This window comes from Aquimarina sp. AWH4_224, from assembly GCF_056160245.1.
Window position 1 is genome coordinate 300,701 of the sequence record NZ_JBSWWU010000008.1, and the last position, 14,146, is coordinate 314,846.

General features: G+C 37.2%; 18 protein-coding genes. 5 read left to right on the top strand and 13 right to left on the bottom strand.

The features are described 5' to 3' along the window. The first annotated feature begins 172 nt into the window (after positions 1 to 172). On the top strand, positions 173 to 619 hold the full coding sequence (locus ACXAGJ_RS17155; protein WP_474841361.1) for a hypothetical protein: 447 nt from the start codon (positions 173 to 175) through the stop codon (positions 617 to 619). A 41-nt stretch (positions 620 to 660) separates the two neighbouring features. Here the strand turns inward: ACXAGJ_RS17155 and ACXAGJ_RS17160 are convergent, their stop codons facing one another. After that, a complete protein-coding gene (locus ACXAGJ_RS17160; RefSeq protein ID WP_474841363.1) occupies positions 661 to 1,467 on the bottom strand; it encodes a DNA alkylation repair protein in 807 nt (268 codons plus the stop codon). Next, positions 1,464 to 1,817 (bottom strand): hypothetical protein, encoded by a 354-nt coding sequence (locus ACXAGJ_RS17165; protein ID WP_473286068.1) that lies wholly within the window; start codon positions 1,815 to 1,817, stop codon positions 1,464 to 1,466. Before ACXAGJ_RS17165 ends, ACXAGJ_RS17160 begins: the two co-directional genes overlap by 4 nt. 110 nt (positions 1,818 to 1,927) lie before the next feature. On the opposite strand from ACXAGJ_RS17165, the gene ACXAGJ_RS17170 reads away from it, so the two are divergent. The 4 genes from ACXAGJ_RS17170 to ACXAGJ_RS17185 all read left to right on the top strand — a co-directional run bounded on the left by ACXAGJ_RS17170 (position 1,928) and on the right by ACXAGJ_RS17185 (position 6,493). Next, positions 1,928 to 3,643 carry a LytTR family transcriptional regulator DNA-binding domain-containing protein gene (locus tag ACXAGJ_RS17170; protein WP_474841365.1) on the top strand — a complete coding sequence of 572 codons (1,716 nt, stop codon included), beginning with the start codon at positions 1,928 to 1,930 and terminating at the stop codon, positions 3,641 to 3,643. A gap of 124 nt (positions 3,644 to 3,767) precedes the next feature. Beyond that, positions 3,768 to 4,574, top strand: coding sequence for a DUF1330 domain-containing protein (locus tag ACXAGJ_RS17175; protein ID WP_474841367.1), 807 nt, complete (start codon positions 3,768 to 3,770; stop codon positions 4,572 to 4,574). A 371-nt stretch (positions 4,575 to 4,945) separates the two neighbouring features. Beyond that, positions 4,946 to 5,554, top strand: coding sequence for a carboxymuconolactone decarboxylase family protein (locus tag ACXAGJ_RS17180; protein WP_474841369.1), 609 nt, complete (start codon positions 4,946 to 4,948; stop codon positions 5,552 to 5,554). Between the two features lie 36 nt (positions 5,555 to 5,590). Then, positions 5,591 to 6,493: a hypothetical protein gene (locus tag ACXAGJ_RS17185; protein WP_474841370.1), complete on the top strand. Its 903-nt coding sequence runs from the start codon at positions 5,591 to 5,593 to the stop codon at positions 6,491 to 6,493. 133 nt (positions 6,494 to 6,626) lie between these two features. On the opposite strand, the gene ACXAGJ_RS17190 is transcribed toward ACXAGJ_RS17185, so the two are convergent. The 11 genes from ACXAGJ_RS17190 to ACXAGJ_RS17240 all read right to left on the bottom strand — a co-directional run bounded on the left by ACXAGJ_RS17190 (position 6,627) and on the right by ACXAGJ_RS17240 (position 14,144). Next, on the bottom strand, positions 6,627 to 7,139 hold the full coding sequence (locus ACXAGJ_RS17190; RefSeq protein ID WP_474841372.1) for a hypothetical protein: 513 nt from the start codon (positions 7,137 to 7,139) through the stop codon (positions 6,627 to 6,629). Between the two features lie 73 nt (positions 7,140 to 7,212). Continuing rightward, positions 7,213 to 7,977 carry a DUF481 domain-containing protein gene (locus ACXAGJ_RS17195; protein WP_474841374.1) on the bottom strand — a complete coding sequence of 255 codons (765 nt, stop codon included), beginning with the start codon at positions 7,975 to 7,977 and terminating at the stop codon, positions 7,213 to 7,215. Between the two features lie 75 nt (positions 7,978 to 8,052). Then, on the bottom strand, positions 8,053 to 8,346 hold the full coding sequence (locus ACXAGJ_RS17200; protein WP_474841376.1) for a DUF2513 domain-containing protein: 294 nt from the start codon (positions 8,344 to 8,346) through the stop codon (positions 8,053 to 8,055). Positions 8,347 to 8,370: 24 nt separating this feature from the next. Then, positions 8,371 to 8,925 (bottom strand): HdeD family acid-resistance protein, encoded by a 555-nt coding sequence (locus tag ACXAGJ_RS17205; protein WP_474841377.1) that lies wholly within the window; start codon positions 8,923 to 8,925, stop codon positions 8,371 to 8,373. 30 nt (positions 8,926 to 8,955) lie between these two features. Then, a complete protein-coding gene (locus tag ACXAGJ_RS17210; protein WP_474841378.1) occupies positions 8,956 to 9,498 on the bottom strand; it encodes a DUF4136 domain-containing protein in 543 nt (180 codons plus the stop codon). A gap of 63 nt (positions 9,499 to 9,561) precedes the next feature. Then, on the bottom strand, positions 9,562 to 9,951 hold the full coding sequence (locus ACXAGJ_RS17215) for a CsbD family protein (RefSeq protein WP_474841380.1): 390 nt from the start codon (positions 9,949 to 9,951) through the stop codon (positions 9,562 to 9,564). 23 nt (positions 9,952 to 9,974) lie between these two features. Beyond that, the gene (locus ACXAGJ_RS17220) at positions 9,975 to 10,310 is read right to left on the bottom strand and encodes a putative quinol monooxygenase (protein ID WP_474841381.1); all 336 of its coding nucleotides are present in this window, start codon (positions 10,308 to 10,310) and stop codon (positions 9,975 to 9,977) included. 214 nt (positions 10,311 to 10,524) lie between these two features. Further along, positions 10,525 to 12,135 (bottom strand): sigma-54 interaction domain-containing protein, encoded by a 1,611-nt coding sequence (locus ACXAGJ_RS17225; RefSeq protein ID WP_474841383.1) that lies wholly within the window; start codon positions 12,133 to 12,135, stop codon positions 10,525 to 10,527. A 105-nt stretch (positions 12,136 to 12,240) separates the two neighbouring features. Continuing rightward, on the bottom strand, positions 12,241 to 12,639 hold the full coding sequence (locus ACXAGJ_RS17230; RefSeq protein WP_474841385.1) for a DoxX family protein: 399 nt from the start codon (positions 12,637 to 12,639) through the stop codon (positions 12,241 to 12,243). Between the two features lie 15 nt (positions 12,640 to 12,654). After that, the gene (locus tag ACXAGJ_RS17235) at positions 12,655 to 13,284 is read right to left on the bottom strand and encodes an SGNH/GDSL hydrolase family protein (protein ID WP_474841387.1); all 630 of its coding nucleotides are present in this window, start codon (positions 13,282 to 13,284) and stop codon (positions 12,655 to 12,657) included. A gap of 5 nt (positions 13,285 to 13,289) precedes the next feature. Beyond that, complete coding sequence (locus tag ACXAGJ_RS17240) at positions 13,290 to 14,144, bottom strand: DUF5694 domain-containing protein (RefSeq protein ID WP_474841389.1); 855 nt, start codon at positions 14,142 to 14,144, stop codon at positions 13,290 to 13,292. Positions 14,145 to 14,146 lie beyond the last annotated feature (2 nt).

Consider the following 14,146-nt stretch of genomic DNA (forward strand, 5'->3'; position numbering starts at 1 on the left):
ACCTACGCCGATTCATGGTAGTTCTGGATCTTAGCGTTCTTTTCTTCTTTGTGCTATCCATACATCAAGGAATCAAACTTGTTTTAAAGCTTTCTTAAAAGCTATTCAAAATGATTTTATCTCGTTAAATTTTTGTAACTTAATGAGGTACAGACTTTAAAACCTCTCAATCATGAAAACCTTAATTTTTATTCTAATGGGGTTCTGTTCCTTCCTAGCGATCAATCAGGAAAATAACAAACCCAATAGCGAACTCTATAACCTGGAAGGTGTTTGGGAATTACAGCATCAATTTATGTATCAAGACAATCATATTGCGGATACCTTGCTGAATCAAAATGGATATCGACAAATCAAAATGTACAGTCAAGGAAAAGTGATGTGGACCCGTTACGATCCAAAAGACAATAACGAATGGTTTGGCTACGGAACGTACACCATAAAAGATGGCATTCTGGAAGAACGTCTAGAGTACGCCTCTGGTTCTATGATGAAAATCCTGGATACGACCAAAGTATTTACTTTTGAGCTAATTGTTGGTCCTGATTCTTATCAACAAATTGATCTGGATGAAAATGGACATTATTACCATGCCGAAAATTATAAACGAATAAAATAAAAGAAATGCATCACTTGTTCTGATGAATTTTACTTTTGTTATTACTTCATCTTGGCGATGGTACGCATTGCTTTTTTAACGATGTAAGCCGTTTCTTTGGTAGCCGAGTCTTTGGTCCAGGTGGTACAGATCATACTCACCCAATCAGGTTGTGTTTTGCTCGCATCGTTGAGCCAGTTCCCCACCGAATCTCGTACATATTTTGAGGGATCGGATTTTACAGGTTCGATAAGCGAAATCCCTTTTTGAGGATCCTCCTGAAAAGCCAGTATTTTTTTGGTCCATACCCCTACTGGTCGTAAAGATTCGACCGCATAGCGACGAATATTTTCGTCTTGATCCTTTGTCCAACCAGACAATATTTGAATGGCCGAATCCAGATCCTCAATCATTCGCTCTTTGCTTGCAAAAATAACTACCTCTCGTACTCCAAAATGGGAATCCGCTGCATAGGGTTGCATGGCAGCTAATAAATCGGCAACCTCATCATAAAACAAACTCTCGGCCCAGCAGCTCCAGCATCTTACAATATCACTGGGGTGATTGGATAAGTGTTTACGAATAAAAGCAACATCCGAAAGCTCTGCAAAAACCTCTCCGATAACCTTAGTATTGCTATTGGCTGTTGGTTTTTTTTGTGCGTTTACGGCAACTTCAAAAGAGGAAAACCAATCCATTTTTCCCAAAGGTTCCAAAACCGTCTTCAGCAATACCAACTGATCGGTAGCCAACCACTCCATCAGGTTTTTGGTTTCTACTTTTCCGGCATTCAGGTATTCTATGACTTCTGGATCTAAGTCTTTTAAGCTTCTTGGGCCTTTTCTGTTTTGAATGTGCTCTGGGATCATTTTTTATTTTTTGATTTAGGAATTACACCGATTAAATGACTATTCTGTTTGATTAGCTCTGCTATGGCTGCGGCTGCTTCCTCAAAATCATCTGCTTCATCAGGTAATAACAGCCAGGATTTAATATTGTAGGTTTCCAAATTTCGTAAAGAGGGGAACATTTCCTTCAAAATAGGTTGATATGCTACTTTGGTTGCGATCCAAATCCCATTATCTACAGGACTATGCTCTTTGAATCGGGTGGCCAATACGATTTTTTCTTCTACATAGATCCCTACATTCCCAAACATCTTTTTGGTTCGTAAGGGTAACGAATATAATAAATCCAGTATGAAGTCATAGGGTATCATAAGTACAAATGTAACGGTATATAGTATCCCTACATACCCATTCACTACATACCAACCAAAATTTTTATCTTATAAATATATTTGTACCATAAAGGATCATCCATATCTATATGACCAAGAGAATAGCCATATTACCCTTTGAGTATCAAACAGAACAACTACAGTTTCTGTCGCACAGCATTCAGGAAGTGCTAATGCAAGAGCTTGGTCCATCACATAAGTATACGGTAATCTCTAAGCAATCCACCCAGGTAGCCGTAGCGCAATCCACTAATTTAGCACACATCGGCACCCAACTAGATGTGATTCGTTTAATCACTGGTACAATCATAGAGCAAGATGCATTAACAGTGCATATACAATACCACAGGCTTGACCTTAACGAAATAGAAGAAACCACCATTTCTATTTCCAAAGCCAGCATCTTTACCCTTGGAGAGCGTTGTCGAACTGCTGTTTTACAATTGCTACAGATCAAAGAAGAAAAACAAAAACCCCTCACCGTACAAAAACTCACCCACCCTGAGCTGTATCAAAAATTTATGCTTGGGGGGTATCATTTTAACCGATGGACTCCAGAAAATGTTGCAGAGGCCATAGCATTATTCCAGGAGGTGATCCAAAAAGAGCCCAATTTTGCACCTGCCTATTTAAAATTGGCCAAATGTTACATCTTTCAGGCAGGGCGAGGCTTAGAGAAACCAGATACCGTGTATCCAAAAGCGCGAAAAGCCATCGATCAGGCATTACAACTCAATCCTGAATCTGGAGAAGCTATCATTGACAAAAACCTCATCGATTTCTTTTACAATCTGGATTGGCGAAATATCTACAACAGTATAGAAGAAGGGCTAGAGAAATACGTAGATGCTAGCGAAGCCTACCAACAATTGTCCTTTTTCTGGTATGGGTTAAAAGAATACGATGCCGCATTGGATGCCCTATATTCGGCTTTGGAGTATGACCCACTATCCACCGGTATTTTGAATATGATCGGAGATGTACAATTGAGTGCAGAACTCTATGATGATAGCGAAAAAACCTTTCTTTCCATCTTAAAGATGGTTCCTAATGACATTGCTTCTCTAGAGAATCTAATGTACATCGCCTCTTTGCGAGGAAACGAAGCTCTTGCCTCTCGTTACCTACGGAAATTACAAAAAAACTTATCAGACACCACTCCTTATGTTCCCAGAATGGGGTATTTCTACGGAAAATTTGGTTATGATCAGGAAGCCCAGGACTTTTTGGATCATTTTGATACCATAGAACAACAATTTCCTAATCGTGTGCTACATAATTACAAAGCTCAGGTGTATTCTGGCAGAAAAGATTGGGAAGCTGTAATGGACCTTATCGAAAAAGGTTGGAAAGCACGTACGGGCATGCTATTCATTCTCACCGATCCTCAATTAGCACCCATCCACAAATGGAAACGGTATCAATTAATGGTTTCTCAGGTGTGGTTGCCAGAAAAAGTGGAAGACGTTGATTATATCTCCTTACATACCGATATTAAAGAAACCATTCGGGTGAACTTAAAAGCTCTATTGTTTATCAAAGCCGAAGACAATTATTCGCGTATGTATTTCTTTCAGAACTTTAGATTAGAACAAAAACTGGTACGCGCTACACTCAAAACTATAGAAAAACAGCTTCCTAATGCATTTGTACGCATCCATCGCACCTATCTTTTAAATACCACAAACCCTTTTCAACTCTTTGGGAATTCTAAAACCCGCTTTGTTACCCAGCCACAACATGATATAGAAATACCAGTAAGCCGCAGTTTTGATCATACGCTGTTAACCAATATCACCGCATAGTCATTCCTACCCAACTACTACACAATTCTCTACATTTTTTTTCACTGCTTACCCATTGATCACATAAATGATTTAAAAGCAAGTGCACTTTCGACATTTGAATAAACTTTTAAAAATCATTAAAATGAAAACAGTAAAATTCTTAACCTTGATGGTGTTATTCGTGTCCTTTTCGGCGATAGCCTCTTGCAAAAATCCATCAACCGAAAAAACAAACCAACTTGCAGAAGTTCCTAATACAGCAACTGAAAATGCTTCTACAACAGTAAAATCTGCCAGCATCACTTTTAAATCGGGTAAACTTATCGAAGTAGCCTTATTATCTGTAAAACCAGAAGGTCAAAAAGCATTTATGGAAGAGTATTTCCCAAAAGTAATGCCGGTAGCTACTCCTTATGGAGCAAAACCAATCGCTTCTTTTGCCGTAGTAAAAACAGTATTGGGTGATAAACCCAACCAAATGGTAGTGTTTTTTGAATGGGAAAGTATCGAACAAAAAAGAGCATTCGAATCCAATCCAGAATACCTAAAACTAAGAAACATCAGAGATAATGCATTGAGTTTCTTAAGCCAGGGGTACTTTCAGGTAGAACAGGATGTCACTGTTACCATCTCTTCGGATCAGATTTATGACTTTGCAGGTATTTTTATCAATCCCAAAAAAGCACACTTGCTACAAGAATACTTTCAGGCGGTGCTGCCTACGGCCTCAAAACCAGAATTTGGGTACACCCCTATTGTTAACCTCAACCCTATCCCGGGAGTCTATGACCAAAATTATCACCCTTCGGTAATTGCCTTTGCACAATGGAAAGGTGGGCCAGACTCTCAGGTGCGCTTTGAGAAAACAAAAGCTTTTCAACAGCATAAGGAAAAAAGAAGCCAGGGTGCTCCTTATATCGATGTATTTCACATCAAACCTATCCTATAATATCAAAAGGAGGTTGTTATGAAAAATAAAAAGAGATCGAAAGAAAAAACCTCCAAAAAAAACTCAACAAAAAAAGAATGCAAGTGTCAAACACAGAAATCTAAAAAGAGCTTGTATTACCTTCTTTTCAAAGGTGGATTTTGGTAGTAATAGTGATTGATTGATGATTGTTCGTTTGTTTAACGAAAATTGGGCGGGATGATGTGCTCTCTCGCTCAATTTTCAAAACAAGCATATAGAATGTCTTACCCATTTACTACAAGACGATTCTTCATCATTCATTCTTGATACCTATTCACTACACAAAGAAATCAAAGCAAAACGATATAGACATCTTTGATAACATTGAATAACTTAAATACACATTAAAAATGGAAACTAAAACAGAAAAGAAACAAACCCTAAGAGGATTCGATTTAGAACTGCAAGAAAACCCGTCAAAAGAAGTACAGGCAGTGTATGATTGGTCGAGCGAAACTTTTGGTTTTATCCCTAATCTCACCAAACTATTAAGCGGATCTGAAGCGACCTTACTTTCTTATATCCATGCCCAATGGAATCTGGATAAAATCGGTAGTCTTTCTCCAGAAGAAAACAATATCGTGCAATTGAGTATAGCCGTAGAAAATGAGTGTAAATATTGTACCGCCGGACATACGTTGGCAGGAAAAGTATTTTTTGGTTCTGCGGAAGAGGATTTAGCTGCTTTACGCAGTAAAACTGCCTTATCTAGCGAAAAATTCGATGCATTACGTGCTTTTGCGATTAGCGTTTACCAAAAACACGGTCGTGTGAATGATACCGAACTAGAAGCATTTAGAAATGCAGGGTACAATAATGCACAAGCTTTGGATGTAATTACCAACATTGCAGTAAAAGTGATCTCTAATTTTGCGAATCAACTTGCGATCAACGAAGTGGATGAGCCTATGCAACCCTTTACGGAAGGACTTGAAGCTTTCAAAACAGATTATCGCTAAGCAAATAGCAAACGAACATTCTAAATTTTTAAAATCATGAAAAACATTTTAAAATCAATACCCATATGGATACTAATTCTAATATTGTACTCCTGTAAATCTGTTGATTTACGAACGGACTATGTAAAAAGTGAATCTCCACAAAGCTTGGAAGAGAAAGGCAGACAGTTGCTAATAGAATCTTCCAACAAAATGGGATATGACCAATTGGCCAATAGTGAAGTGTATGAAACGGTGGCCAACTTTCAATGGAAAGGCCTTTGGCCACTCATGCCAATGAATGCCTTGCCAGGGAACCTGAATAAAGACGTTCAATTTCGTTTTGCCACCAATTCTTTTGATGGACAGGTAGAATATCTCGAAGGTCGTAAAGAAGGGCTGGTACAGGGACTCCAATCCTGGGAGGGCTATAAAACCTGTGTTGATCACGAAGAAATCACCAGGCACGAACATGACCGTTATTTGTGGGGACTTGCTACCTATCACTATCTCATAGAAGCACCATTGACGATAAAAGATGCTGAAATTGTGCGATACGCAGGTGAAAAGAAATTTGAAGGAAAAACCTATGAAACGGTATATGTTACCTGGGGAAGCGAAGCTCCTAACAAACAATACGATCGTTTCCTTATCTACATCAACAAAGAAACTCGATTTATTGATCTTGCAGAACTCACCATTGGGGATTTCTTTTTACCTATGCCCAAAGGCATGCAACATGCAACGGTACAATGGGATCGGGAGAGAGCCAGCAATGGCACCTACTTACCCAGTACTACCTATATCCAGCTGGGTAAACCTAGGGACAAGCAAAAACATGTATATAAATACACGACCAGAGACTACAAGTTTGATAGTTTCGAGAAATCGACATTGTACCCTGTAGCCGATTTAGAACGGTATGGTACTTCAAAAAAGTTTACCAATGATCAGATGTGAAGGTCACAACGTTTGAATAAATTTAAAAATGATTTAGCTGGTTTTCCGTTTTAGCGACGCGGATTTGTGGCGGTCCTTTAAAAATCCAATCTTATCGGTTGGATTTTTTTCATTTGCGGATAGGTATATACATTTAATTGGTTAAGAAATATTGCAAGTCCACAAACTCTATGGTATTTATTGTTCCAAAAACCAAAGAATCTTCTTGATCATAGGTATATGTACAACTAGAATTTGCTTCCAATTGTAAACAAGGAGTTATGGCATTTTCATACACTCTCGACACCTCAAAATCATCAGTTCTTATGGTCATATAGGGAATCCCATTTACGTCAAAATTGTTATTGTTGGTCAATCTAATTTCAAATTGAAGTCTAATGGTATTATTACCAGTATCTGGAGTAAATTCAAACCTAAGCACTTCAAACGAAAAATTCTCAAGCAAAGGTGGAGTATCCAAAACTTCAGCAACCGTAGGTTCTGGAGTATCACAAGGTACAAGCTGCTCTATATCGTAAGAAAAAGACCGATTATTAACGAAATAGGTTTGTGGTATGGTAATAATCTTCATGCAATCCTCATTATCATCAGAACCGCAAGAGATGAATACAAAAACCAAAAGCGAGAGTGTAATTATTTTGTGCATAATATGATCATTTTTTCTATTATTCTTAATGTTTCCAAAAGGAAAGATGTTACCTCTATAGTTCAATTTAAAATCAATTAAACGTATATGCCAACCCATTGGTCCACTCGTATTGGGTATCCGGAATATCCATAGCAGGGAAGGAATCAAACGAAAAGGTGAAGGTCGATTTAAACCTGAGGTCTTTAAATATTGTAAACACGATTGAAGTTTCATTCGAAATTCGATAATCCCGAATCGCATCTACCCGTGGTTGATAATACGAAGTACTAATGATCGACATATTATCCGATGGATATAAGTTCACTGATACATACATACTCCCTCGAATGTCTGAATTGATCACCTCCATCTCCATTTCTTCGGTTTCTTCGTATTCATACATCAACAAGGTTCCTATATAAAAGCGATGCTTTTTGGAGGGTAGTACTTTAAACCGGGTTCCCGTACCTGCCAATGCACGGATATTGATGTTAGAAACCGGATCAAATTGAGTTTGTACAAAAGCTTCCCAGGCGATGCGCGGATGAAATTTGTAGTTGTATCGCAAATGCTGAATCCCACGATTTACAAACTTCTCATCATCCAATTGTTGAATATTCAGGTCATTAATAAACAGCAGCAGATGTTTTCCTGCACTATATTGCACATGGGTTCGGTTGGCAATCTTAAAAATATCTCGTCTGTTCTTGATTAAGGACAAATCTAGACTCATAAAGCCTGACCAACCCGAAGTATCTGCTACTTTTCGTAAAGATTCTACATTCACAATTTGTGCAGTTGTCTCAAAACCAATGATTAGAATGATAAGGAATATATAATTGTATTTTTGTATCATGCGTCTAATGTAAAGAAATTACCCTCAAAAACATTTAAGGGGTGTAATTTAAGAGGGTAATTATGTAGGTGGGGGTTACTCTATTTCTCCAATAATATCGATTCCTTGGTCGATTACTTTTAATGTACTATTTAATGTTTGATCGATGTATTCATGGCCCTTCCAGGTAAGACGAGTAGGTAATTCTTCATTGCCATTAAAACACTTGGTTTTAATATAATCTGCATCTTTTAAAAGTTGGATGTGATAATCAAGGGTCTTTTGATCGTACCCTTCAAGTTTAAACTTTTTGGATGTATCAGACAATATAGCATCTGATCGCTCTAACGTTCTAATGATATCGGTTATACATAATATATTGCGTTTCATATTGACCTTGTATTTTCGCTTATTTTATTCAGTAATCTGATACGGTTTGGCTATATTTTCTCTTTGCCAACCTCTTATGACTAGTGAAGTACCATAGAGTGCAAATTGAAACCCAATGAAAAAAGTAATAGATAATGCCCCAACTTCAGGTCGAAAAAGAATCATAAGTCCCATCACTATTGAAAGTATTCCAACAATCAATACTTGCCACCAGGATTTGATGCCTATTTTTTTAATTTGAAAAGAAAAGTCAGATTCCAGAACCCCAGTAAATACTGCCCAGGAACCGATAAAGACCACCAACAATAAAGCACTTAATCGTGGGGAAGTCAGCAATAATATGCCTAAAACAATATCAAGAACTCCAAATAGGAGTATCCACTTCCACTTTTTGGTAAATTTTCTGGAAGTTATACCTCCTATTACAAAAAGCCCTCCGGTAAATATGATCATCATTCCTATAACTGCTACCAAACTTAATAAAGACAAAACAGGATTTTTGAATATCAAAACAGCCACAACAATAAATACAATACCTTTGAGGATATACATCCACTTATAATTTCTATTATTTTTCATAATTTTTGATTTATCATGATTCAAAATCGATTATCTTTTTGGTGGAAAGCTTGACAAAATTGCTTTAACAGCTTCATTGATTACATCTTCATTATCTTCTTGATTTCCGGTAATCACACCTGTACCGAGTCCTCTCCAAACCAAATTATTTTGTTCAATATCTATGAGATCGATAATCAGGGTTCCTTGTTCGTAATCTTTAATGTAAGTATCAAGATGTGTTAATCCACCATATGCTTGTTCTTGATAAGAAGTACGTGTGATACTTTCTGACTTATGCTCATCGATTACTAAAAAATTAACAGCCAAATCCGGAGTTTCGGTCTCTTCAAATCCCTTCTTTTTTAACTGTTTATGGATTGCATTTTCGATATTTCTTTGATTCATGCTACTATAGTTATCTTTCACATCAGATAATGATATATGATCGAAAAATTTAAAGCTTTCATAAGACGTAAAATTGGCCTCTTTATCAAATTCAGAAGTAGTTTTAAGATCAGTTATACTTTTACAGTTTGTAAGCATTACACTTGCAAGTGTCATTATCAGTACTATTTTAATTTGTGTTTTCATGATGTATAGTTTTGAATTAAAAAAACCACCCCAAGCCAGGCAAAGAGGTGGTTTATGATGTTCTTATGAGATTTTTTTTAAGAAGGAATCAACCTCTTCCAAAGCTTCTTCCCGTGTTTTACCAAGTTTTTCTTGGAGCATTCCTATTAATCTGGTTTTACTTCCATTAATTTGATCCACTTCATTATCGCTAAGGTTTCCCCAAATCTTTTGCATCTCGCCTTTAATTTGATTCCACTCCCCTTTTAAGGTCATATTATCGTAACGATGTTGAAGTTCTGCAACTTGCTTCCTGGCTTCTTCAATGCTATGCCCGTACTTTTGTTGTAATAGTCCTTCAAGTTTTACTGCATTTCCTGCAACTTGATCCAGTTCATTGTTAGTAAGTTTACCCCAGGTGATTAAAGCATCTCCCTTAAGTTCGTTCCAATAACCTTTTAAAATTTCACTCATGATTTTTATGATTTATGTTAATATTAATTTTGTTTCTGGGTACTTGTACTATCGAATATAGTTTCCAAAAGCCAATGCATACCATTACCGATTTCATGACTAAAATACCGTAGTTGAGGGGTCTTTTTTAGCAACTTAAGCGCTGCCAAAATCATGGCAAACTGATTGGATTTCGTATGTTCGATAAATGATTCTCGATTTCTCCATACCCCTATCAGACAAAATGTATTGTCATCTTCCAAGTCCTTGAAAATCTCAAAATCCTCGCATCCCTCTTCTTCTTTAATTTTTCCCTTGTTTTCCGAAAGTATACTCAGAAATTCATCTCGTTTTTCAGCTCTGACCACTATGGTTGCCATTAGACCAATCATTATTTTGTATTGTTTTCAATTGAACATATTCCATCCAACGGATATGCCAAAATCAAGAAAACCAAATTAAAATACTGAATATCAGTGTTTTAATTTGGTTTTTAAATTTCAAAAGGGTAGGATACAACCTCGATATATAAAGGTTCTATGATATTTCGTGGTTTTACGAATGGCAAAAAAGAAGAATGAAATCTGAGGTAGGTTATTTACGAAGATTTTTTTTGATCCCCAGTTTATTCATTCTGGATCTAAGCGTACTCGGATTAAGATTTAAAATAGTTCCGGCTCCATCCACACCTTCTACTTTCCAATTACAGGAATGTAGAACTTTTAGAATATACTTACGTTCTACCTCTTCTAGAGACCCTGAAAGAGTATCATCTTTTGATATAGAAGTTTGCACCAAAAAATCACTAAGTGTCAATACATTGTTTTCTGAAGTAATTACAGCACGTTCTATTACGTTTTCCAACTCCCGTATATTACCAGGCCAGCTGTGTTTTTGTAGTAAGGTAAACACCTTTTGTGGAATAGTATGAATAGATTTTCCAATTTTCTTTCCTGATTTACTTACAAATTGTCGTACCAAAAAAGGAATATCTTCCCTACGATCTCGTAAGGCGGGAACTTCTACCGGAAATACATTTAACCGGTAATAAAGATCTTGTCTAAAATTCCCTTTTTCAACTTCAGAGAGCAAGTTTCTATTTGTGGCAGCTATTACCCTAACATCAACTGAAATCGTTTTGGGATTGCCAATACGCTCAAACTCTCCCTCTTGCAATACTCTTAAGAGTTTTACCTGAAGCTCCAAAGGCATTTCTCCTATTTCGTCTAGAAAGATGGTTCCTTGATCAGCAACTTCAAAACGACCGATATGTTGATTGATAGCACCTGTAAAAGCACCTTTTTCATGTCCAAACAGCTCACTTTCTATAAGGTATGTGGGTAGAGCAGCACAATTCACCTTGATCAGAGGACGTTCACTACGCTTACTGATATGATGTATTGCTCTGGCCAATAATTCTTTGCCTGTACCCGTTTCTCCCAGGATTAATACTGTACTGTCAGTTGGAGCCACCTGCTCTACTTTTCGTAAGGTTTTCCTTAAGGTACCACTTCTTCCAATTATTTCATCAAAATTACTTTCAATTTTAATCTCTTCCTGCAAATACTCACTTTCGTATTTATATTGATTTTTAAGTTTTTCTAATTCCTGGTAGGTTTTATAAAGTTCTTCCTGTTGCTTTTTTCGGGTAATGGCATTGGCAAAAATATGACTCACCAATTTTAGTCGGCTTATATATTTTGCGGACCAATCTATTTTCCGCGTATAAGAATCAAAACCTAAAGATCCTATAATTTTACCCTCCACGATCATTGCTACATATAGAATAGATTTACAATCAAATTTCTTCATGAAACTCTTAAAATTCTTTGCTTCAGCTGGTAAAGCTTCCCGATCTGTAATAGAGATCAATCCATGGCCTTCTAATTCGCTCATGATATAGGGAAAATCATCCATTGCAACCTCACGAAAATCATCTGGAGTAATAAACTTTTGTATAGAAGGTTGGGCAAAAAAGTGCGTTGTAGATGCCAACCTCGTTTCAGCAGAATAGAAATTAAGACAACTATAGTCCACCTCCATAAATTCTGTGAGGAGCTTTAACGAACGGTTGATTTCTTTATCTATCTCTTCCGGCGGTAAATTGATAAATCGACTCGAAAATTGAGATATTAATTTTTCAAACTTCAGTTGTTGCTCTAATCGTTGTGTAGTAGACGAATTATTTGTATCAGCTGGTTTCATAATGAACTTTAAAGATACAAAAGATTCATATTCATCTTGTGATATCAAAAAGTAAACGTTTTCAAGAGATTTTTACAATAACTAAAACTTAAAAAAACTATATCACTATTTAAGAGAATGTAGATTTCCTTTTTCAGAAGGATGTGATAGGCTATTCAGCAACAAGAAAATCGAGCTACACAACATCACAATAGCCGGGAATTTTTGAGGATAAGAATCACTCAAATGCACCAAACCAATGGCTACTACAAAATTGATGATCATGACCAATGCCGCCCATTTTATTTGCTTTCCCAGTATGAATAATATCCCACAAATAAATTGAGCGTACACCGAAATGTGTGCGGCCACTAATGGAAAAATAACCTGGTAATTGGCCAGAAAATCGGCGAACTCTTGCATACGTTCAACAGAAAACACATTATCCTGGGAGCCATAGATCAAATGAAAACCTACGGGGCCTCGAATAAAAAAATCGGCATGTTTTTTTAATAGCGTAACCATATGATGGATACTTTATTAATTTTTGGTATTCCTATTGACAAACAAACGCTCCACAATGACTTGTGCTGCAACCGTACTCCCTTGTAGAGAAGGATGAAAACCATCTGGCCCATAGTAAGAAAAGTCTTGAGTGGTATCAAAATGTGCTTTCCAAGCTTTCCCCACTGGACACAACATGGCATTGTTTACTCGGGCAGCGGCGGTATAATTGGCGATCACCCCGTCAAAAGTGTGGTAATAGTATTGCGCTGGCCACACCATAAAATACACCAATTGCGCATTGTTCTTTTTGCATAGCCATGCATATTTTTTCCCATCACGAATGAGCATATCTCTGCCCTCTTTTTGTGAAGAAGGCCCTTGTTGGATCACCACATAATCAAATTGTTTTGAGTTGATCAAGCGTTGCACCTCTCCTTCGGCCCAATGATCTACAATGGCATAATTAGGTTTTGCCAACATGCTTACCTCAATCACCATTCCTTTTTTTGCCGCTACGTTTTTCACCAATTCGGGCAAATCGTTGGTGTAGGTCAGACTATTCCCTACAAATAGCACATGAGCCCCATCTATGGATTCCTGCCCTTGGGTAGTGCAACCCAGCATACTTAGTGCGATCAACAACGACAGTATTTGGATTCGCATAGCCATTAGGATTTTAAATAGTCCTGAATTTCAACATACTCCATATCGTGTCTATCCTTATAAAAGTCCTTCAACACGGCACGATGGGCACCCCCTATGATTACTAATATTCGATCATCTTTAGTGATGTGCCGATCGATGTTGGACATGATATAAAAATTACGTTCCCACCATTTGGACACAAACTCCACTCCGATATAGGTCGAATCTGAAACAAACTGCCCCGTACCCACTACATATTGATTCTTGTTCCTGAGGTCTTCTTCTTCAGAGTTTTTGTGGGCATAATATTCGATCAACGTACGCTCCCGTAAAAGCTCTGAGTCTTTTTTGTCATTTTCTTTGATACTCTTCAAAAAGGCGTCAAACTCTTCTGCTTTATGGGTTTGTGCAAACGTAACTAATCGATCCAAGGGTAAGCTTAGCGTATAGTCGATACTATACATATGTATATGCCCCAGTGCTTTGGCCAATCGAAATCCCAGTTGCTCAATTTCATTAATCGTTAACTCATGGGTACCCTCCAGATATTCCAAATAGGTTTGGTTTAATGTTTCGGCTTGATCCATAGGATATTCTACCATGATTTTGGTGGGTTTGTATTTTTTAAGGTGATCCAACAGGTTCTTGATTTGGAGTTGGCGTTTTGGGGATTGAAAATTATCCAGGTCCATGGAAGAAAAATCAGAAGTCGCTCCAAAATGAAAGGTTCCCAAAATCGCAATACTGGGCAGCTCTGGTTTTGGGCCAATTAGTGCATCTGTTGCTATTTTTTTATTTTCAGAACAGGATATGGTGAATATGCATACTAGAAGTAGTACAACACGCCATACCCTATTGCTCTTATAATTTCGTTTCATAG

Excerpts from the sequence above, each read along its gene's own strand:
- ACXAGJ_RS17155 (WP_474841361.1), top strand. The coding sequence starts at position 173 with ATGAAAACCTTAATTTTTATTCTAATGGGGTTCTGTTCCTTCCTAGCG.
- ACXAGJ_RS17160 (WP_474841363.1), bottom strand. The coding sequence starts at position 1,467 with ATGATCCCAGAGCACATTCAAAACAGAAAAGGCCCAAGAAGCTTAAAA.
- ACXAGJ_RS17165 (WP_473286068.1), bottom strand. The coding sequence starts at position 1,817 with ATGATACCCTATGACTTCATACTGGATTTATTATATTCGTTACCCTTA.
- ACXAGJ_RS17170 (WP_474841365.1), top strand. The coding sequence starts at position 1,928 with ATGACCAAGAGAATAGCCATATTACCCTTTGAGTATCAAACAGAACAA.
- ACXAGJ_RS17175 (WP_474841367.1), top strand. The coding sequence starts at position 3,768 with ATGAAAACAGTAAAATTCTTAACCTTGATGGTGTTATTCGTGTCCTTT.
- ACXAGJ_RS17180 (WP_474841369.1), top strand. The coding sequence starts at position 4,946 with ATGGAAACTAAAACAGAAAAGAAACAAACCCTAAGAGGATTCGATTTA.
- ACXAGJ_RS17185 (WP_474841370.1), top strand. The coding sequence starts at position 5,591 with ATGAAAAACATTTTAAAATCAATACCCATATGGATACTAATTCTAATA.
- ACXAGJ_RS17190 (WP_474841372.1), bottom strand. The coding sequence starts at position 7,139 with ATGCACAAAATAATTACACTCTCGCTTTTGGTTTTTGTATTCATCTCT.
- ACXAGJ_RS17195 (WP_474841374.1), bottom strand. The coding sequence starts at position 7,977 with ATGATACAAAAATACAATTATATATTCCTTATCATTCTAATCATTGGT.
- ACXAGJ_RS17200 (WP_474841376.1), bottom strand. The coding sequence starts at position 8,346 with ATGAAACGCAATATATTATGTATAACCGATATCATTAGAACGTTAGAG.
- ACXAGJ_RS17205 (WP_474841377.1), bottom strand. The coding sequence starts at position 8,925 with ATGAAAAATAATAGAAATTATAAGTGGATGTATATCCTCAAAGGTATT.
- ACXAGJ_RS17210 (WP_474841378.1), bottom strand. The coding sequence starts at position 9,498 with ATGAAAACACAAATTAAAATAGTACTGATAATGACACTTGCAAGTGTA.
- ACXAGJ_RS17215 (WP_474841380.1), bottom strand. The coding sequence starts at position 9,951 with ATGAGTGAAATTTTAAAAGGTTATTGGAACGAACTTAAGGGAGATGCT.
- ACXAGJ_RS17220 (WP_474841381.1), bottom strand. The coding sequence starts at position 10,310 with ATGGCAACCATAGTGGTCAGAGCTGAAAAACGAGATGAATTTCTGAGT.
- ACXAGJ_RS17225 (WP_474841383.1), bottom strand. The coding sequence starts at position 12,135 with ATGAAACCAGCTGATACAAATAATTCGTCTACTACACAACGATTAGAG.
- ACXAGJ_RS17230 (WP_474841385.1), bottom strand. The coding sequence starts at position 12,639 with ATGGTTACGCTATTAAAAAAACATGCCGATTTTTTTATTCGAGGCCCC.
- ACXAGJ_RS17235 (WP_474841387.1), bottom strand. The coding sequence starts at position 13,284 with ATGCGAATCCAAATACTGTCGTTGTTGATCGCACTAAGTATGCTGGGT.
- ACXAGJ_RS17240 (WP_474841389.1), bottom strand. The coding sequence starts at position 14,144 with ATGAAACGAAATTATAAGAGCAATAGGGTATGGCGTGTTGTACTACTT.